This window comes from Klenkia sp. PcliD-1-E, assembly GCF_024124375.1.
GTDB lineage: Bacteria > Actinomycetota > Actinomycetes > Mycobacteriales > Geodermatophilaceae > Klenkia.
Genome location: NZ_JAMXRZ010000010.1, coordinates 1 through 18,465 on the forward strand (window position 1 = coordinate 1; position 18,465 = coordinate 18,465).

At 74.8% G+C, this 18,465-nt stretch carries 17 protein-coding genes and 1 pseudogene; 11 read left to right on the forward strand and 7 right to left on the reverse strand.

The annotated features are described in order from the left end of the window. The 4 genes and pseudogenes from NH342_RS03710 to gcvP all read left to right on the forward strand — a co-directional run. Positions 1–227 (forward strand): annotated as a pseudogene (locus NH342_RS03710) (MerR family transcriptional regulator); the annotation flags it as partial. A gap of 49 nt (positions 228–276) precedes the next feature. After that, entirely contained in the window at positions 277–765 is a 489-nt protein-coding gene (locus tag NH342_RS03715; RefSeq protein WP_091560812.1) for a bifunctional nuclease family protein, read from the forward strand. Positions 766–1,018: 253 nt separating this feature from the next. Then, entirely contained in the window at positions 1,019–1,537 is a 519-nt protein-coding gene (locus tag NH342_RS03720) for a MerR family transcriptional regulator (RefSeq protein ID WP_229827450.1), read from the forward strand. Positions 1,538–1,560: 23 nt separating this feature from the next. After that, positions 1,561–4,521, forward strand: a complete 2,961-nt coding sequence (gene gcvP, locus NH342_RS03725; RefSeq protein WP_253011384.1) for an aminomethyl-transferring glycine dehydrogenase — start codon at positions 1,561–1,563, stop codon at positions 4,519–4,521. Positions 4,522–4,639: 118 nt separating this feature from the next. Here gcvP and NH342_RS03730 read toward each other — a convergent pair whose 3' ends face one another. Beyond that, positions 4,640–5,035 (reverse strand): universal stress protein, encoded by a 396-nt coding sequence (locus tag NH342_RS03730; RefSeq protein WP_253011386.1) that lies wholly within the window; start codon positions 5,033–5,035, stop codon positions 4,640–4,642. Positions 5,036–5,046: 11 nt separating this feature from the next. Next, positions 5,047–6,462 (reverse strand): CitMHS family transporter, encoded by a 1,416-nt coding sequence (locus NH342_RS03735; RefSeq protein WP_253011388.1) that lies wholly within the window; start codon positions 6,460–6,462, stop codon positions 5,047–5,049. 157 nt (positions 6,463–6,619) lie between these two features. Here NH342_RS03735 and NH342_RS03740 point away from each other — a divergent pair, with 157 nt between their 5' ends. Both NH342_RS03740 and NH342_RS03745 read left to right on the forward strand, forming a co-directional pair. Next, positions 6,620–8,236 carry an ATP-binding protein gene (locus NH342_RS03740; RefSeq protein WP_253011390.1) on the forward strand — a complete coding sequence of 539 codons (1,617 nt, stop codon included), beginning with the start codon at positions 6,620–6,622 and terminating at the stop codon, positions 8,234–8,236. Continuing rightward, a complete protein-coding gene (locus NH342_RS03745; RefSeq protein ID WP_253011392.1) occupies positions 8,233–8,910 on the forward strand; it encodes a response regulator in 678 nt (225 codons plus the stop codon). The genes NH342_RS03740 and NH342_RS03745 overlap by 4 nt, the downstream gene beginning before the upstream one ends. On the opposite strand, the gene NH342_RS03750 is transcribed toward NH342_RS03745, so the two are convergent. Then, on the reverse strand, positions 8,892–10,328 hold the full coding sequence (locus NH342_RS03750) for an aminopeptidase P N-terminal domain-containing protein (protein ID WP_253011395.1): 1,437 nt from the start codon (positions 10,326–10,328) through the stop codon (positions 8,892–8,894). The two genes, NH342_RS03745 and NH342_RS03750, sit on opposite strands and share 19 nt — an antisense overlap. Before the next feature lie 38 nt (positions 10,329–10,366). Further along, positions 10,367–10,774 carry a VOC family protein gene (locus NH342_RS03755; protein ID WP_253011398.1) on the reverse strand — a complete coding sequence of 136 codons (408 nt, stop codon included), beginning with the start codon at positions 10,772–10,774 and terminating at the stop codon, positions 10,367–10,369. A 65-nt stretch (positions 10,775–10,839) separates the two neighbouring features. Between NH342_RS03755 and NH342_RS03760 the strand changes: the two genes are divergently transcribed. Together NH342_RS03760 and NH342_RS03765 are read left to right on the forward strand one after the other, a co-directional pair. Further along, entirely contained in the window at positions 10,840–11,436 is a 597-nt protein-coding gene (locus NH342_RS03760; RefSeq protein WP_253011401.1) for a DinB family protein, read from the forward strand. Positions 11,437–11,482: 46 nt separating this feature from the next. After that, positions 11,483–11,908, forward strand: coding sequence for a VOC family protein (locus NH342_RS03765; RefSeq protein WP_253011404.1), 426 nt, complete (start codon positions 11,483–11,485; stop codon positions 11,906–11,908). 2 nt (positions 11,909–11,910) lie between these two features. On the opposite strand, the gene coaA is transcribed toward NH342_RS03765, so the two are convergent. After that, positions 11,911–12,873 (reverse strand): type I pantothenate kinase, encoded by a 963-nt coding sequence (gene coaA, locus NH342_RS03770; RefSeq protein WP_253011527.1) that lies wholly within the window; start codon positions 12,871–12,873, stop codon positions 11,911–11,913. A gap of 89 nt (positions 12,874–12,962) precedes the next feature. On the opposite strand from coaA, the gene NH342_RS03775 reads away from it, so the two are divergent. After that, positions 12,963–13,787 (forward strand): GNAT family N-acetyltransferase, encoded by an 825-nt coding sequence (locus tag NH342_RS03775; protein ID WP_253011407.1) that lies wholly within the window; start codon positions 12,963–12,965, stop codon positions 13,785–13,787. Here NH342_RS03775 and NH342_RS03780 read toward each other — a convergent pair. Further along, positions 13,777–14,688 carry an LppW family protein gene (locus NH342_RS03780; RefSeq protein ID WP_253011410.1) on the reverse strand — a complete coding sequence of 304 codons (912 nt, stop codon included), beginning with the start codon at positions 14,686–14,688 and terminating at the stop codon, positions 13,777–13,779. The two genes, NH342_RS03775 and NH342_RS03780, sit on opposite strands and share 11 nt — an antisense overlap. Positions 14,689–14,737: 49 nt before the next feature. Further along, positions 14,738–15,271, reverse strand: a complete 534-nt coding sequence (locus NH342_RS03785; RefSeq protein ID WP_253011413.1) for a YbhB/YbcL family Raf kinase inhibitor-like protein — start codon at positions 15,269–15,271, stop codon at positions 14,738–14,740. Between the two features lie 105 nt (positions 15,272–15,376). Between NH342_RS03785 and NH342_RS03790 the strand changes: the two genes are divergently transcribed. Both NH342_RS03790 and NH342_RS03795 read left to right on the forward strand, forming a co-directional pair. Further along, complete coding sequence (locus NH342_RS03790) at positions 15,377–16,108, forward strand: HAD family phosphatase (RefSeq protein WP_253011415.1); 732 nt, start codon at positions 15,377–15,379, stop codon at positions 16,106–16,108. After that, the gene (locus tag NH342_RS03795; RefSeq protein WP_253011418.1) at positions 16,105–18,462 is read left to right on the forward strand and encodes a glycoside hydrolase family 65 protein; all 2,358 of its coding nucleotides are present in this window, start codon (positions 16,105–16,107) and stop codon (positions 18,460–18,462) included. Before NH342_RS03790 ends, NH342_RS03795 begins: the two co-directional genes overlap by 4 nt. Positions 18,463–18,465: the final 3 nt, after the last annotated feature.

The window sequence follows — 18,465 nt, forward strand, 5'->3', positions numbered from 1 at the left end:
AGCACGGCATCGAGCCCCGTCACCTGCGGGTGCACCGCACCGGCGCCGAGCGCGAGGCGGCGCTGCTGGGGCAGGTCGTGGCGCCGGCCCTGGCCGCGCGCGCCGAGGACGCCCGCACCCGCGCGGCCGAGCAGCTGCACGAGCTCGGGGCGTTGTCGGCCCAGCTGCACACCGCGCTGCTGGAGCTGGCGCTGCGCGAGGTCCTCGGGCCCGACGCCGGGGCCTGAGGCCCGGGGTAGGTTGGGGACCGGCATCACCGACCGGAGGAGGACCGTCGTGCAGGAGCTCAGAGTGGTCGGTGTCCGGGTCGAGCTGCCCGGCAACCAGCCGATCCTGTTGCTGAAGGAGACGCAGGGCGAGCGGTACCTGCCGATCTGGATCGGCGCTGTCGAGGCCGCGGCCATCGCCTTCGAGCAGCAGGGCGTGCGCCCGCAGCGGCCGATGACCCACGACCTGCTGCGCGAGGTGGTCACCGCGCTGGGCGCCACCCTGCAGGCGGTGCACATCACCGAGATGAAGGACGGCATCTACATCGCCGAGCTCGTCTTCGGCGAGCAGCGCACCGTCAGCGCCCGGCCGTCGGACGCCGTCGCCCTCGCCGTCCGCACCGGTGCCCCGATCTACGGCGCCGAGGCCCTGCTCGACGAGGTCGGGATCGAGATCCCCGACGAGCAGGAGGACGAGGTCGAGAAGTTCCGGGAGTTCCTCGACCAGGTGACCCCGGACGACTTCTTCGGCCCGTCCGGGTCCGGCCCCAACCCCTGACGCTGGGTGAGGGGCCGGTGACGGTCGGGTAGCCGCAGGTCACGGTCCGGTCACCCCTCGGGGTGAGGTCCTCGACACGCCGCCGGCCTCGGTTGACCGCCCCCGTGGGCACGCCTACGGTCGACGAATCACCCCGGTGCAACTCCTCGCGGAGCGCGCCGGGGCCCGACCCGGGTGTCCGGTTCGGCCGCTCTACCAGGAGGACGCGGACGTGGGCGACGGCAACCAGGGCCAGCTCTTCCCCGACGCAGCTGTGGGTGCACCCTCCTACGACGACGCCGACTCCGACGCCTTCGGCTACCGCGGCCCGACGGCCTGCGCCGCCGCTGGTATCACCTATCGGCAGTTGGACTACTGGGCGAGAACGGGTCTGGTGGCCCCCTCCGTGCGCACCGCCACCGGGTCGGGCACGCAGCGCCTGTACAGCTTCCGCGACATCCTGGTCCTGAAGGTCGTCAAGCGGCTCCTGGACACCGGCGTCTCCCTGCAGAACATCCGCAAGGCCGTCGACCACCTGCGCACCCGCGGGGTGAAGGAGCTGTCGAACATCACGCTGCTCTCCGACGGCGCCACCGTCTACGAGTGCACCTCCGCCGAGGAGGTCGTCGACCTGCTGGCCGGTGGCCAGGGCGTGTTCGGCATCGCCGTCTCCGGCGCCCTGCGCGAGCTGTCCGGCGAGCTCGCCGAGCTGCCGGCCGAGCGTGTGGACGGTGCCCCGGTCCAGGCCGACGACGAGCTCTCGGCCCGTCGCCGGCGACGCGCCTCCGCCTGACCCCACCCGGGTACTTTCGGGGCGTGGTCGACTTCCCGCTCCCCGCTCTGGACGCCCTGCAGCCGACCGGCGCCTTCGCCGCCCGGCACATCGGGCCGCGCCCGGCCGAGGTCGAGCGCATGCTCGCCGCCGTGGGCCGGCCGTCGCTGGCCGCGCTCGTCGACGCCGCCGTGCCCGAGGTGGTCCGCGACCGGGCCGCCCTGGACCTGCCCGCGGCCGCCGGCGAGGCCGAGGTGCTGGCGGCACTGCGCGAGCGCGCGGCCGACAACGAGGTGTTCACCTCCATGATCGGGCTGGGCTACAGCGGCACCACCACCCCCGCGGTCATCCAGCGCACCATCCTGGAGAACCCGGCCTGGTACACCGCCTACACGCCCTACCAGCCCGAGATCAGCCAGGGCCGCCTCGAGGCACTGATCAACTTCCAGACCACGGTGGCCGACCTGACCGGCCTGTCCGTCGCGGGCGCCTCGATGCTCGACGAGGCCACCGCGGCCGCCGAGGCGATGACGCTGGTCCGCCGGGCCGGCCGGGCGAAGGCCGACGCCGTGTTCGTCGTCGACGAGGACACGCTGCCGCAGACCCTGGCCGTGCTGCGCACCCGGGCCGAGCCGCTGGGCATCACGCTGCACGTGGCCGACCTGTCGCAGGGCTGGCCGGCCGACGTCCCGTCCGCGTTCGGGGTGCTGCTGGCCTACCCCGGCGCCTCGGGGGCGGTGCGCGACCACCGGGCGCTGGCCGCCGCCGCGCACGAGGCCGGTGCCTCCGTCGTCGTCGCCGCCGACCTGCTCGCGCTCACCCTGCTGGAGGCACCGGGGGAGTGGGGTGCCGACGTCGCCTGCGGCACCACCCAGCGCTTCGGCGTCCCCATGGCCTACGGCGGCCCGCACGCCGGCTACCTCTCGGTGAAGGAGGGCCTGGCCCGTCAGCTGCCCGGCCGGCTGGTCGGGGTCTCGGTGGACGCCGACGGCGACGTCGCCTACCGGCTGGCCCTGCAGACCCGCGAGCAGCACATCCGCCGGGAGAAGGCGACCAGCAACATCTGCACCGCGCAGGTGCTGCTGGCGGTCATCGCCGGTGCCTACGCGGTGTACCACGGCCCCGAGGGCCTGGCCGCGATCGCCGCCCGCACCCACCGCTGCGCCACCACGCTGGCGGGGTGGCTGCGCGCCGGCGGGGTCGAGGTCGTGCACGAGCACTTCTTCGACACCGTGCTGGCCCGGGTGCCCGGCCGCGCCGCCGACGTCGTCGCCGCCGCAGCCGACCGGCGCATCAACCTGCGCCGGGTCGACGCCGACACCGTCGCGGTCGCCTGCGACGAGACCACCACGGTGGACACCCTCCGCGCGGTGGCCGCCGCGTTCGGTGTGGAGGCCGGCGGGGCGGACGACACCACCGACGCGCTGCCCGCCGACCTGCACCGGCGCACCCCGTACCTGACCCACCCGGTCTTCTCCGCGCACCGCAGCGAGACGGCGCTGCTGCGCTACCTGCGCTCGCTGAGCGACAAGGACCTCGCGCTGGACCGGACGATGATCCCGCTCGGCTCCTGCACGATGAAGCTCAACGCCGCGACCGAGATGGCCGCGATCACCTGGCCGGAGTTCGCCGGCCTGCACCCCTTCGCGCCGGTCGAGCAGGCCCGCGGCTACGCCCGGATGATCGACGAGCTGTGCACCGGGCTGGCCGAGATCACCGGCTACGCCGCGGTGAGCGTGCAGCCGAACGCCGGCTCGCAGGGCGAGTTCGCCGGTCTGCTGGCCATCCGCGGGTACCACCGCTCGCGCGGGGACGACCAGCGCGACGTCTGCCTGATCCCGTCGTCGGCGCACGGCACCAACGCCGCCTCCGCCGTCATGGCCGGCATGCGGGTGGTCGTGGTGGCCTGCGACGACGGGGGCAACGTCGACGTCGCCGACCTGCGGGCCAAGGTCGAGCAGCACGCCGACCGGCTGGCCGCGCTGATGATCACCTACCCCTCCACGCACGGGGTGTTCGAGACCGCGGTGGGCGACATCTGCGCCGCCGTGCACGACGCCGGCGGCCAGGTCTACGTCGACGGCGCCAACCTCAACGCGCTCGTCGGGTTGGCCCGCCCGGGCCGCTTCGGCTCCGACGTCAGCCACCTGAACCTGCACAAGACCTTCTGCATCCCGCACGGCGGCGGTGGCCCCGGCGTGGGTCCGATCGGCGTCGCCGAGCACCTGGTGCCCTTCCTGCCCGGCCACCCGCTGGTGCCCACCGGCGGCGAGGGCCCCGCGGTGGCCGGTGCGCCGTTCGGGTCGGCGGGCATCCTGCCCATCTCCTGGGCCTACCTGCGGCTGATGGGCCCCGACGGCCTGCGCTCGGCCACCGAGCACGCGATCCTGGCGGCCAACTACGTCGCCGCGCGGCTGCGCGAGCACTACCCGGTCCTCTACACCGGCGCCGAGGGCCTGGTCGCCCACGAGTGCATCCTCGACATCCGGCCGATCACCAAGGCCACCGGCGTCACCAACGACGACATCGCCAAGCGGCTGGTCGACTACGGCTTCCACGCCCCGACCATGAGCTTCCCGGTCAACGGCACCCTGATGGTCGAGCCCACCGAGAGCGAGGACCTCGGCGAGCTCGACCGGTTCGTCGACGCGATGGTGGCCATCCGCGGCGAGATCGCGAAGGTGGCGTCGGGGGAGTTCGACCGCACCGACAACCCGTTGCGCAACGCCCCGCACACCCTGGCGATGCTCGCCCGCGACTGGGACCGGCCCTACAGCCGCGAGGTCGCCGTCCACCCGCTGCCCGCGCTGGTGGGGCGGGCCTACCTCGCGCCGGTGCGGCGGATCGACGGCGCGTACGGCGACCGCAACCTGGTCTGCTCCTGCCCCTCGCCGGAGGCCTTCGAGGAGGTCGAGCCCGCCCCGGTGAGCGGGGACGCCGACCCGGAGGGCGTGGGCGAGACCGAGACCGCCGGCGTCGACCGCGAGCCCGTCGCCCAGGCCTGACCAGCTCACGCGCCGGCTCCACCCAGGTATCGGAAGCTCCACCCGCCCGCGGCGGCCCGCCGGACGGGGTAGAGCTTCCGATACCTGTCCCCCCGGGGGGCGCACGTGGTGCGGTGGGTCAGGTCGGCGACTTGACCGTCACCACGGGGCAGTGCGCCTCGGCGATCACCCGCATCGCGTTGCTGCCGAGCAGGAACTTCATGGTCACCGACCGCCGGCGCACGGGCAGCACCACCATGTCGGCGTCCTCGGACAGGGTGATGAGCGTCTGGGCGACGTCCTCGGGCTGCTCGTGCAGCACGTGGTCGACGCCCTCGGCCGCGGTGGCGATCAGCTCGCGGGTGGCGCTGGACAGGTGCACCGGCGCGCTGGGGGTGTCCCCGGTGGAGGCCACGAGCACGGCGGAGGTCTGCAGGCGGCGGGCCCGCTTGAGGCCCCAGTGCAGGGCGGCGACGCCCTCGGGGCGGTCGTTGACGGCGATGACGACAGAGGCGGGGACGGCGGGTGCGGTCATGGTCGGGCTCCTCAGGCGTGGAAGGGGACGACGCCGAGCAGCAGCGCGACGGCGAGCATGGCCAGCGAGCACACCGCGGCGCGCCAGATGACCCGCTTGTGGTGGTCGGCCAGGTCGACCTTGGCCAGCGAGACCAGCAGCAGCATGGCCGGCACCAGCGGGCTGGTCATGTGCACCGGCTGGCCGATGATCGAGGCCCGGGCCATCTCCACCGGGGTGATCCCGTAGTTGGCGGCGGCCTCGGACAGGATCGGCAGCACACCGAAGTAGAAGGCGTCGTTGGTGAGGAAGAAGGTCAGCGGCATCGACAGCACCGCGGTGATCGTCGCGAAGTACGGGCCCCAGCTGTCGGGGACGACGTCGACGATCCAGCCGGCCATCGCGGTGTCCATGCCGGTGGCCGACAGGACCGCGACCAGCACGGCGGCGGCGAAGACCATCGAGACGACCGCGACGATGCTCGAGGCGTGCTCCTTGATCCGCTCGCTCTGCTCGGCGGGGCTGGGGAAGTTCACCACCAGGGCGATCGCGGCGAAGACCATGAAGACGAAGAACAGCGGGACGACGTCCATGCCCAGCAGCACCAGCAGCGCGACGGTGAGCAGCGCGTTGAACCACAGCAGCTTCGGGCGCAGCGAGGCCCGGTCCGGGTCCAGCCCGGCGATCGCCGGCGGCTCCTCGGGCAGGTCGGCGTCCCCGGTGCCCCCGGTCGGCCGGACGACGGGACGGCGGCCGCCCCCGGTGCCCCCCGTGACGAACGCGCCCACCCCGGCCAGCTCCTGCTCGTGCACCTCGGTCAGCGAGATGCCCTTCTTGGCCAGCCGGCGCCGCTCGCCCAGGCCCATGAGCACCGACAGCACCAGCACCATGAGGAACCCGGCGACCATGCTCGGCACCATCGGGTTGAACAGCTCGGTGGGGGAGACGTCCAGCGCCGTCGCCGCGCGGATCGTCGGCCCGCCCCACGGCAGGATGTTGAACACGCCGTTGGCCAGGTTCGCCGCCACGGTCAGGGTCACCGGGGACAGGCCCAGCCGCAGGTAGATGGGCAGCATCGCCGAGACGGTGATGATGAAGGTGGTGGAGCCGTCGCCGTCCAGGGAGACCACGCCGGCCAGCAGTGCGGTGCCGATGACCACCCGGACCGGGTCGTCGCCGCACAGCCGCAGGATGCCCTTGATGAGCGGGTCGAACAGGCCGACGTCGATCATCAGCCCGAAGAAGATGATCGCGAAGAACAGCAGGGCCGCGGTGGTGGCGAAGCCGCTGATCTGCTCCTTCACCGCGTCGCCGAGGTCGAGGCCGGCCCCGGCGACGACCGCGAAGGTGACCGGCACCAGCACGAGCGCCACCACCGGCGAGAGCCGTTTGGTCAGGATCAGCGCCATGAACACGGCGACCATGCCGAAGCCGAGCAGGACGAGCATCGGTGCTCCTCATCGAGGTGTGACGGGCCCCACGGGCCGGGACGTCAGCGACGCTAGGAGTGGTGGCGTGTACCACAGCGCTTGCGCGCGAAGTGATCCGTTCTCCGCGATGAACCACTTCTGCGCGTTCTGCGCACACCCGGCGTAGCCTGCCCGCGTGCACCCCCGGCGCTGGTCGTTCACCACGCAGACGCTGGCCGTGCTCGTGCTGCTGGTCGCCGTCGTGCTCGTGGTCGCCTTCGGCGGTTCGGCGTGGGTGCTGCAGCGCCAGGTCGAGCAGGACGCCGGCCGGCTCGCGCTGGCCATCGCCCGCAGCGTGGCCGAGGACGACGTCGTCCGGGCCGGCGCGCAGTCCGCCAGCGACGCCGCGCCCCTGCCCGGTCCGGAGCTGGTGGACGGCCCCGTGCAGGTCGCCGCCGAGGACGCCCGGGTGCGCACCGGTGCGCTGTTCGTCGTCGTCACCGACGACCGGGGGTTGCGGATCGCGCACCCGGTCCCGGACCGGCTGGGCGAGGAGGTCAGCAGCGACCCCTCGGTGCCGCTGGCCGGGGGCGAGGTGGTGGAGGAGGACGCCGGCACCCTCGGCCCGGCCGCCCGGGCCAAGGTGCCGGTCCGCGCCCCGGGGTCCGACCGCGTGGTCGGCGAGGTGTCCGTCGGCGTCGCGGTCTCCGAGGTCGACCGCCTGGCGCGCGAGGCCACCCTGCTGGCCGGCGGGACGGCGGTGCTGGCGCTGCTGGGTGGGGTCGCGGGCGCGGTGCTGCTGACCCGGCGGCTGCGCCGGCTGACCCACGGCGTGGAGCCCGAGGAGCTGGGCGGGCTGCTGCAGGGCCACGAGGCGGTGCTGCACGGCATCGGGGACGGCGTGGTCGCGGTGGGTCCCGACGGCCGGGTGGTGCTGGCCAACGAGGAGGCAGCACGCCTGCTCGGCCGGTCCGTGCGGCCCGGCGACGCCACCGCGGACTGGCCCTTCGCCCTGCGGGCGCTGGCCACCGAGCCGGACCCGGTGCCCCGGTTGACCGTGCTCGGTGACCGGGCACTGCTGTGCTCCTCCCGCCGCGTGGAGCGGGACGGCCGCGGTCTGGGCGTGGTGCTGACCCTGCGGGACCGCACCGACGTCGAGCTGCTGACCCGCCAGCTGGACGCGGTGGCCGAGGCCGGGACGGTGCTGCGGGCGCAGCGGCACGAGTTCGCCAACCGGCTGCACCTGGTCTCGGGTCTGCTGGACTCCGGTGCCGCGGAGGAGGCCGGGGAGTACGTGCACACCCTGCTCGGCACCGGTCCGCTCGGGACCGCCGTCGAGGGCCTGGACGCCGTCGCCGACCCCTACCTGCAGGCCTTCGTCGCCGCGAAGGCCGCGCACGCCCGGGAGGGCGGGGTGCAGCTGCGCCTGGGCGGGGTGTCCGTGCGGTCCCGGCTGGCCGACCCGGTCGACGTCACCACCGTGCTCGGGAACCTGGTGGACAACGCGGTCACCGCGCTGGCCGGGCGGGCCGACGGCGTCGTGGAGCTGGACCTGGTCGCCGACGGCCGCACCCTGGTGGTCGCGGTCGCCGACAACGGGCCGGGCGTGCCGGCCGAGCTCGGTGACCGGGTGTTCGAGCCGGGCGTGACCACCCGGGCGTCCGGGGAGGGCGGCATCGGGCTGGGCCTGGTGCGGCAGGTGGCCCGGGCCCGCGGCGGGGAGGCCCGGTTGGCCTCGCCCGGTGGGGACGGCGAGCTGGGCGGGGCGGTCGTCGTGGTGGAGCTGCCCGGGGTGCTGGAGGAGGGTCCGTGACGGGTTTCCAGGTGCTGGTGGTCGACGACGACTTCCGGGTGGCCGAGCTGCACGCCCGGGCGGTGGCCGCCGTCCCCGGGTTCACGGTGGCCGCGCGGGCCGGCACCCGGGCCGCGGCACGGACGGCGGTCGCGGCCCGGCGGAGCTCCGGGGCGCCGCCCTTCGACCTGGCCCTGGTCGACGTCTACCTGCCCGACGGCTCGGGCATCGGCCTGCTGGCCGAGCTGGAGTGCGACGCCTTCGTGCTGTCCGCGGCCACCGAGCTGCCCACCTTCCGGGCCGCGCTGCGCGCCGGCGCCCTGGGCTACCTGGTCAAGCCGTTCCCGGAGCGTGTGCTGCAGGCCCGGCTGCGGGCCTACGCCCGGTTCCGGCGGGTGCTCGACGACGCCCTCGAGGTCGACCAGGAACTGGCTGACGCCGCACTGCACGCCCTGCGCGGCGAGGGCGGCTCGGGAGCCCGGACGGCGTCCTCGGCCACCCGGGACCTGCTGCTGCAGGCGCTGCGGGAGGCCGGTGAGCCCCGCTCGGCGGCGGAGCTGGCGGCCGCGACCGGGGTGTCCCGGGCGACCGCGCAGCGCCACCTCGCGGCGCTGGACGCCGACGGCCGGCTGGACCTGCAGCTGCGCTACGGCACCACCGGCCGCCCGGAGCAGCGCTACGCGCCGAAGGGCTGAGCCTGGGCGTCGGCCAGCCACGCGGTGAGGCCGTCGGCGTCGGTGGGCAGCGCGTCGGAGAGCACCCGCGGGGCGCCGTCGGTGACCACCAGGTCGTCCTCCAGCCGGACGGCGAGCCCGCGCAGCTCGGCGAGCACGGTGCGGTCGTTGACCTGGAAGTAGAGGCCCGGCTCCACGGTGAGGCAGTGCCCTGGCTCCAGCACGGTGTCCAGGTACTCGCTGCCGTCGAGCTTCGCGCAGTCGTGCACGTCCAGGCCGAGCAGGTGGCTGGTGGAGTGCAGCGTGTACCGGCGGTGCGCCCCGGCGCCCGGTCGGTCGAGGTCGGGGTGCAGGGCGTCGTCGGCGGTGTGCTCGATGAGCCCCCACCGGTGCAGGTGGTCGGCGAGCACCCACTGCGCGGCGTGGTGCGCGGCGAGGAAGGGCCGGCCCGCCCGGACCTCGGCGATGCCGGCGTGGTGCGCCTCGTGCACGGCACCGTGCACCCGCCGCTGGACGTCGGTCCAGGTGCCGTCGACCGGGAAGGTGCGGGTGACGTCGGCGGTGTAGAGCGAGGTCGTCTCCACGCCCATGTCGGCCAGCAGCAGCTCCCCGGGGCGGATGTCGCCGTCCACCGGCGCCCAGTGCAGCGAGGTGCCGTGCGCGCCGGCCGCCACGATGGAGGAGTAGCCGACATCGTTGCCCTCCAGCCGGGCCCGCCGCCAGAAGGTGCCCTCCAGCCAGCGCTCGCCGCGGCGCCCGCCGTTCGCCAGCAGCCCCGGTAGCTCCCGCGCGACGTCGGCGAACCCGCGGGCGGTGGCCGCGCAGGCCTCCGCGAGGCGGTCGAGCTCCCAGTCGTCCTTGACCGCCCGCAGCCGGTCGACCGTGCGGGCCAGCTGGGGGTCACCAGGGCCGAGCTCGGCGTCGATGCCGCCCAGCACCCGGGGCTGCTCGACCCGGGCGAGGTCGGCGGCCAGCTCGGTGCGCGGCCGGACCGGCACCTGCAGCCGGTCGGCCGTCGTCGCGGCCGACGGCACCCCGCCCACCCACAGCGCGCCCTCGCGGCGGTCGGTGACGTAGGTCAGGGTGCCCGGGCCGGCCGTGGCCGGCAGGTAGACGGTGGTGGCGCCGTCGGGGCGCAGCAGGAGCACCGCGCCCTCGGCCTGGTCACCGGTCAGCCAGGTGTAGGCGCTGGCCGGCCGGAAGCCGAAGACGGTGTCGTTGGCCCGCACCGGCGCGGAGCCGGAGGGGACGACGACGGCGCGGCCGGGCAGGGCGGCCAGCAGCCGGGCGCGGTGCGCGGCAGCGGCCTGCGCCGCCCCGGGGACGGCGGGGTGCGGTGCCTCGGGCTCGGGGTCCCAGCCGTCGGCCAGCGTGGTCTGCACCCAGGGCCCGAACGCCTGGTCGTGCGGGGCCCGGCGGGTGGGGTCGGCGGCGCTCATGGCCTCCAGTCTCCCCGGGGCCCGGTGCAGCCCCGCGCTCACCCGACGAACAGGCAGACCGGGTGGCCTGCCGGGTCGGCGACGACGTAGAGCGGCTCGTCGGGGTCGTCGCTGCGGTCCAGCCGGAGCGTGCCGCCGAGGTCGAGGGCCCGCCGCAGCACCGCCTGCAGGCTCTCCACGTCGGGCACGGTGCAGTCCAGGTGCAGCTGCATGGGCACCGCGTCGTCCGGCCAGGTGGTCGGGGTCAGCTCGTCGACCTGCTGGAACGCCAGCTGCACGCTGCCCTCGGGCCCGCGCAGCACCAGCCACTCCAGCTCGTCGGGCCCGTCGGCCGGTGGCTCGTCGCCGGGGCGGTACGCGTAGCCGAACAGCTGCCGGTGGAACTCGGCCAGCTGCCGGACGTCGGTGCCGTCGAGCACCACCTGCGCGATCACGGGGGTCACCATGCGCCCAGCCTGCACCCGGGGTCCGACACCTTCCGGACCGTCGGTGGTCGGTGCCAGGGTGGGGCATGACCCACGGAGCACCCGAGTTCGACTGGGACGTGCTGTCCCGGCCCGACGTCGTCTCGCTGGTCACCGGCCAGCTGTCCTTCTCCTGGTGGGACCTGCACCAGCACCTGCAGGACCTGCCGGACGAGGAGTACCTGTGGAAGCCGGCCCCGACGGCGCTGTCGATCGCCCCGCGCGGGCAGACCGACCGTCGCGCGGTGGGTGCGGGGGAGTGGGTGGTCGAGTGGCCTGACGGCCCCGACGACCCCGGCCCGCGCACCATCGCCTGGCTGGTCGCCCACCTGGTCGAGGTCTTCGCCGAGCGGTACGAGTGGACCTTCGGCGGGCACCGGCTGCGCCGCGACGACCTGGAGCTGGCGCACCCCACCGCGCAGGCCGGGGTGGCCGCGCTGTCCGAGGCCGTCGGTCGATGGCGCGAGGGCGTGGAGGCGTCGAGCGCGGAGGAGATGTGGACGGTGGGTCGCAGCCAGGCCACCCCGATCGACCAGCAGGCCCCCTTCGCCCACCTGGTGCTGCACCTCAACCGGGAGCTGGTCCACCACGGCGCCGAGATCACCGTGCTGCGCGACCTCCACCGCACGCGTGCTCCGGAGTAGGCCGCCGAGGGCGGTTCTGTCGGTGGGGAGTGCCAGGGTGCCCGCCATGAGACCGGTCATCAGCCTCGTCACCCTCGGCACCACCGACCTGCCCCGCGCGCGGGCCTTCTACGAGGCGCTCGGGTGGCGGGAGTCCAGCCAGTCCACCGGCGAGGTCGCGTTCCTGCAGGGCGCGGGCACCCACCTCGGCCTGTGGTCGCGGACCGAGCTCGCCGCGGACTCCGAGGTCACCCACGACGCCGGCGGCTGGGGCGGCGTCACGCTGGCGCACAACGTCGGGTCACCCGACGACGTCGACGGCGTCCTGGCCGAGGCCGTCGCCGCCGGCGGCGCCGTCCTGCGCGCCGGGGCGGCCACCGTGTGGGGCGGCTACAACGGCGTGTTCGCCGACCCCGACGGCCACCGCTGGGAGGTGGCGCACAACCCGGCGTGGCCGCTGGACGACGCGGGTCGATCGCTGCTGCCCGATTGACGTCAGAGCTTGCGCAGCAGCACCTTGCGGACGGCGTGGTCGGCGGCCTTGTGCAGCACCAGCCGCGACCGCGAGCGGGTGGGCGCGATGTTGGTGCGCAGGTTCGGCCCGTTCACCGCGGCCCAGATGCCCCGGGCGGTCTCGGTGGCCTCGGCGTCGGTCAGGTCGGCGAACCGGTGGAAGTAGGCGTCCCGGTCCTGGAACGCCGTCCGGCGCAGGGCGAGGAAGCGCTCCACGTACCAGCGCTCCACGTCGGCCTCCGCGGCGTCGACGTAGACGGAGAAGTCGAAGAAGTCGGACAGGAAGACCTCGGGCACCCGGCCGTCGGCGCGGTTGCCCGCCTGCAGCACGTTCAGGCCCTCGAGCACCAGCACGTCGGGGGTGTCCACCACCTGCCTCTCGTCGGGCAGCACGTCGTAGCTCTGGTGCGAGTACAGCGGCGCGCTCACCGTGCCCCGCCCGCTCTTCACGTCGGCCAGGAACCGCAGCAGCGCCCGCCGGTCGTAGGTCTCCGGGAACCCCTTGCGGCCCAGCTGACCCCGCGCCTCGAGCACCGCGTTCGGGTGCAGGAACCCGTCGGTGGTCACCAGGTCCACCCGCGGGGTGTCGGGCTGGGCGGCCAGCAGCACCTGCAGCAGCCGGGCGGTGGTGCTCTTGCCCACCGCCACGCTGCCGGCCACCGCGATCACGAACGGCACCTTGGCCGTGCGGGCACCCAGGAACGCCGACTGCGCCGTCCACAGCCTCCGGCTGGCCGCCACGTGCAACGCCAGCAGCCGGGCCAGCGGCAGGTAGACGGTGCGCACCTCCTCCAGGTCGATGCGGTCACCGAGGGAGGCCAGCCGGGCCAGCTGGTCGGCGTCCAGCGGCAGCTCCTGGCCATCGGCCAACGCCCGCCACTGCGCCCGGTCGAACGCCGTCCAGGGCGAGGGGTGGCTGCGAGCGGCGTCGGTCACGGCGACCATGGTGCCGTCGGGCGGGCCACCCACCTCGCGCGGGTGGCCTCGGGACCCGCCACGGCGTGGCCGGCACCGGGCGCGTCTAGGGTTCGGGTGTGCCGATCCGACCGGGCCTGCTGGACCGCATCGAGCGGTACTTCGCGCAGTCCCCCCTGCCCGACACCCCCGTGCGCACGGTGGGTGGGCTGGCCGTGCCCGTCGGCACCCCCGAGTGGCCCTACCCGGCCCGCCCGGTCCCCGGCGGCGGGCCGGTCGGCCGGGACGACGTCGAGGCGGCGCTCGCGATCCAGCGCGCCGCCGACCTGCCCGAGGCCGTCGAGTGGTTCGCCGAGCGCAACCCCGGCCTGGGCCAGGCGGTGCGCGCCGCCGGGCTGGGCGTGGACGAGCTCCCGCTGCTGGTCGCCGTCGACGACGTCGAGGTGACCCTGCCCGAGGGGGTGCGCTTCTACCTCGTCGGCGCCGACGACCCGCAGCTGGCGACCTACCAGCGGCTGGCCCAGCTGGCCTTCGCCGTCCCCGTCGGCGCGGTCGAGGGGCCGGTCTCCTCCGCACCCGGCGCAGCTCCCGACCGGCTCGTCGACCCGCCGCAGCCCACCAGCGTGCTGCGCGAGCGGATCGCCGCGGGGCGCACGGTGATGATGGTCGCCGTCGAGGACGGCACCCCCGTCGCGGTCGGCTCCCACCAGCCGCAGGACGTCGACGGGCACGGCATGAGCGAGATCGTCGGGGTGGCGACCCTGCCCCGGTACCGCGGTCGCGGGCTCGGCGCGGGGCTGGCCTCGGTGCTGGTGGAGCACGCGCACGAGACCGTCGAGACCGTCTTCCTGGCCGCCGGGGACGACGACGTGGCCCGGGTCTACGAGCGGGTCGGGTTCGCCCGCATCGGCACCACGCTGGTGGGGGAGCGGGTCAGCGGCTGACCGCGGCCACCGCAGCGGCGTCGAGCGCCGCCCGGGCGGCCGACCAGTCCAGGTCGGGCGGGAAGCTGCTCAGCAGCACGACCACCCGGTCGCCGACCAGGCCCACCGAGTGCAGGTGCCGCACGTCGTCCACGCAGCACATCCAGCCCTGCTTGGCGCCGTCGACACCCTCGACCCCGGGGGAGAGCAGGCCGAAGGACTGGTCGAACCCGTCCGCACCGGTGGGTGTGGCCCGGCCGAGGGCGTCGAGCACGAGCGCGGCGTCGTCGGGGTGCGCGACGTCGGGCAACGCCGTGAGGAAGCGGACCAGGTCGGCGGCGGAGGATCGGGACGAGCCCCAGGCGCCCGGGTCGGGGGAGGGCGGGGTGGTCGCGGTGAGCCCGTAGCGGTCGACCACGTCGGCCAGCACCGCGGGCCCGTCGTAGGTCACCCACAGCTGCGAGGCCGACGGGTCGTCGGAGCTGGTCAGCATGGCCTCGATCCAGGCGAGGTCCTCGGTCGGCAGCAGGGCGCCGGCGCGCCGGGCGCCGGTGAGGATGCCCTCGGCCAGGTACAGCTTGACCAGGGATGCCGTGGGCACCGGCCGCTCGGCGTCGCCGGCCACCGACGTGCCCGCCGACGCGCGGGCTGCGGCGTCCGCGCTGGTGCCCGGCGGGGTCGGGGGCTCGTCCGGGGCGACCACGACGACCAGCGAGCCCACCGGGCCGAACGCGGCCTGCGCCGCCTGCGCAGGCGAGAGCCGGTCGTCCGCCGACGGGCCGCCGGGCGACGAGGGGACGTCGGGCCGGGGGAGCGGTGCGGCGACGACGGTGGGGGCGGCGGTGGCCGGGCCCACCTCGGCCAGCAGGCCCGCCACCAGGGCGGTGGTCAGTGCCGCCGCTCGTCCGCCCCACCGCTGCATGAACGCTGCACTACCCGACGGTCACACCAGCGGAAACCCGGGATACGGGTCAGGACACCTCGTAGGTCGGCACCAGGGTGGCCCGGGCCAGGGTGTGGCTGAACAGGTTGAACCCCAGGAAGGCCGGCGTCGCGTCGCCCTGGACGCCGAGGTCGTCGGTGTCCAGGGCGTGCACGACCACGTAGTAGCGGTGCGGTCCGTGCCCGGACGGGGGAGCGGCCCCGACGAACCCGGGGAACCCGGCGTCGTTGCGCAGCTGCACCGCGCCCTCGGGCAGCCCGCCGTCGGATGCCCCGGAGGGCAGCTCGGTCACCGACGCGGGGATCCCGGCGACGGCCCAGTGCCAGAAGCCGCTGGCGGTCGGGGCGTCGGGGTCGTAGACGGTGACCGCGAAGCCCTTCGTGCCCTCGGGGAACTCCGACCAGGACAGCTGCGGGGAGCGGTCCTCGCCGTCCAGGCCCATCTTCCCGCTGACCTGGTCGCGGCCCAGGGGCTGCCCGTCGCGGACGTCGCTGCTGGTCACGGTGAACTCCGGGACCTCGGGCAGGAAGTCGTAGGGGTTCGGCGGGGTGGCTCGGGACATCGCTGGTCCTCCTCGGACGTCGACGGTCGGTAGCACCCAACCTAGGAGGGGGAGGCCCGGCCCGCTCGATGTGGGAACCCGGCCGCCCGCCCGTACCGTGCAGTCGTGCTCGGACTACCGGAGACCATCCGCGGCTGCCTGTTCGACCTCGACGGGGTGCTCACGCGGACCGCCACGGTGCACCAGGCCGCCTGGAAGCGCACCTTCGACGAGTTCCTGCGCGCCCGCGACCCGCAGGCGCGCGAGTTCTCCGACTCCGACTACCAGAGCTACGTCGACGGCAAGCCCCGCGAGGACGGCGTCCGCGACTTCCTCGCCTCCCGGGACATCGAGCTGCCCGAGGGGAGCGAGGACGACGGACCGGGCGCGCAGACCGTCCGCGGCGTCGCGACCCGCAAGAACGACCTGGTGCAGGCCGAGCTCGACGAGCACGGCGTGGACGTCTACGACGGCTCGATGCGCTACCTGCGGGCGGTGAAGGACGCCGGCCTCCCCGTCGCGGTGGTCACCGCCTCGGCGAACGGGGAGAAGGTGGTTGCCGCCGGCGGCTTCGCCGACCTGGTCGACGCCCGCATCGACGGCGTCGTCACGGCCCGCGAGGGCTACCGGGGCAAGCCCGCGCCCGACACCTTCCTCGCCGGCGCCCGCGCGCTGGGCCTCGAGCCGGCGGAGGCGGCCGTCTTCGAGGACGCCCAGTCCGGCGTGGCGGCCGGGAAGGCGGGGGAGTTCGGCTTCGTCGTCGGCGTGGACCGCGTGGGCCAGGCCGAGCAGCTGCGGGCCCACGGGGCCGACGTCGTCGTCACCGATCTGGCGGAGCTGCTGGAGGACCGGTCGTGACCGAGGGGCGGGCGCACTTCCCGATCGAGCCGTGGGCGCTGACCGAGACCTCGATCGACCACGCCAGCCTCGGCGTCAACGAGTCGGTGTTCTCCCTGGCCAACGGGCACATCGGCATGCGCGGAACGCTGGAGGAGGGCGAGCCCTCCGTCGTGCCGGGCACCTACCTCAACGGCTACTTCGAGGAGCGCCCGCTGCCCTACGCCGAGGCCGGCTACGGCTTCCCCGAGATGGGCCAGACCGTCGTCAACGTCACCGACGGCAAGCTGATCCGGCTGCTGGTCGGGGACTCCCCGCTGGACCTGGACTACGGGCACGTCGTCTCCCACCGCCGCACCCTGGACCTGCGCGCCGGCGTGCTGCAGCGGTGCACCGAGTGGCGCTCGCCCAACGGCCGCACCGTCGAGGTGAGGAGCACCCGGCTGGTGTCGCTGACCCGCCGGTCGGTCGCCGCGATCCGCTACGAGGTGCGCTGCACCGACGACGGCGGGGACCTCTACGTGGCACTGCAGTCGGACCTGCTGGCCAACGAGGTGGTCGAGAACTCCGGGTCCGGTGACCCGCGTGCGGCGGCCGCGCTGCGCACGCCGCTGGTGTCCGAGCAGCACACCGGCAAGGACCGGCACGCCGTCCTGGTGCACCGGACCAGGGTCAGCGGGTTGCGGATGGCCGCCGGCATGGACCACGAGGTGCGCACCCCCGACAAGCACGACGAGTCCATCGAGGTGTCCCCCGACCTGGCCCGCTACACCCTGGCCGCGCGGTTGCCGGCGGGGGAGAAGCTCCAGCTGACGAAGTACCTGGCCTACGGCTGGTCCTCGCGGCGCTCCTCCGCCGCGGTCCGCGACCAGGTCGAAGGTGTCCTCGGCATCGCCAAGCTGGCCGGCTGGGAGCGGCTGACCGCCGAGCAGCGGGAGCTGCTGGACCGGCACTGGGCGCAGGCCGACGTCACCATCGAGGGCGACGACGAGCTGCAGCAGGCCGTGCGCGTGGGCATGTTCCACGTCCTGCAGGCCGGCCTGCGGGCCGAGCGCCAGCCCATCCCGGCCAAGGGGCTCACCGGCCCCGGCTACGACGGGCACGCCTTCTGGGACACCGAGACCTACGTGCTGCCGGTGCTCACCTACACCGCGCCCGAGGCGGTCCGCGACGCGCTGATCTGGCGCTGGTCGACCCTGGACCTGGCCCGCGAGCGCGCCCGGGTGCTGGGCCAGCAGGGTGCGGCGTTCCCGTGGCGGACGATCCGCGGCGAGGAGACCAGCGGCTACTGGCCGGCCGGCACCGCCGCCTTCCACGTCAACGCCGACATCGCCGACGCCGTCGCCCGGTACTGGCACGCCACCCAGGACGAGTCCTTCGACGTCGACCACGGCACCGAGCTGCTGGTCGAGACCGCCCGGCTGTGGGCGTCGCTGGGCCACATGGACGACGGACGCGGATTCCGCATCGACGGCGTCACCGGCCCCGACGAGTACACCGCGGTCGTCGACAACAACGTCTACACCAACCTCATGGCGCAGCGGAACCTGCGCGAGGCCGCCGCCGCGGTGGCCCGCCGTCCCGAGGTCGCGGCCCGGCTGCAGGTCACCGACGAGGAGGTCGCGGCCTGGGGCGAGGCCGCCGACCACATGCGCATCCCGTTCGACGACGAGCTCGGCGTGCACATGACCAGCGAGGGCTTCACCCGCCACCAGGAGTGGGACTTCGAGGGCACCCCGCCCGAGAAGTACCCCCTGCTGCTGCACTACCCCTACTTCGAGATCTACCGCACGCAGGTGGTCAAGCAGGCCGACCTGGTCATGGCCCTGCACCTGCGCGGGGACGCCTTCACCCCCGAGCAGAAGGCCGCCGACTTCGCCTACTACGAGGCCCGCACCGTGCGGGACTCCTCGCTGTCGGCCGCGCAGCAGGCGGTGGTGGCCGCGGAGGTCGGCCACCTGGACCTGGCCTACGACTACTGGGGCGAGGCCGCGCTCACCGACCTGCAGAACCTGCACGGCAACTCCGGGCACGGCCTGCACATCGCGTCGCTGGCCGGCGGGTGGACCGTCGCGGTCGCCGGGTTCGGCGGCATGCGCGACCACGACGGACAGCTCTCCTTCGCCCCCCGGTTGCCGCCCCGGCTGACCGGCCTGGGCTTCCGGGTGGTCTACCGGGGCCGCTGCCTGCGGGTGCGCGTCACGCAGGAGGCCGCCACCTACCAGCTGGTGTCGGGTGAGGACCTGGAGATCACCCACCACGGCCAACCGGTCACCGTGACGTCCGCGGAGCTGGTGCTCGACGTCCCGCCGGCCCCCGAGGTCGAGCCGGTGCACCAGCCCGCGCACTGCGCCCCGCGCCGCCGGGGGCGCTGAGGG

Bases quoted from the DNA above. Each gene is read 5' to 3' on its own strand.
- NH342_RS03755 (WP_253011398.1), bottom strand. From the start codon at position 10,774: ATGGTGACCCCCGTGATCGCGCAGGTGGTGCTCGACGGCACCGACGTC.
- NH342_RS03750 (WP_253011395.1), bottom strand. From the start codon at position 10,328: ATGAGCGCCGCCGACCCCACCCGCCGGGCCCCGCACGACCAGGCGTTC.
- coaA (WP_253011527.1), bottom strand. From the start codon at position 12,873: ATGGTCGCCGTGACCGACGCCGCTCGCAGCCACCCCTCGCCCTGGACG.
- NH342_RS03730 (WP_253011386.1), bottom strand. From the start codon at position 5,035: ATGACCGCACCCGCCGTCCCCGCCTCTGTCGTCATCGCCGTCAACGAC.
- NH342_RS03785 (WP_253011413.1), bottom strand. From the start codon at position 15,271: ATGTCCCGAGCCACCCCGCCGAACCCCTACGACTTCCTGCCCGAGGTC.
- NH342_RS03765 (WP_253011404.1), top strand. From the start codon at position 11,483: ATGAGACCGGTCATCAGCCTCGTCACCCTCGGCACCACCGACCTGCCC.
- NH342_RS03780 (WP_253011410.1), bottom strand. From the start codon at position 14,688: ATGCAGCGGTGGGGCGGACGAGCGGCGGCACTGACCACCGCCCTGGTG.
- NH342_RS03735 (WP_253011388.1), bottom strand. From the start codon at position 6,462: ATGCTCGTCCTGCTCGGCTTCGGCATGGTCGCCGTGTTCATGGCGCTG.
- NH342_RS03760 (WP_253011401.1), top strand. From the start codon at position 10,840: ATGACCCACGGAGCACCCGAGTTCGACTGGGACGTGCTGTCCCGGCCC.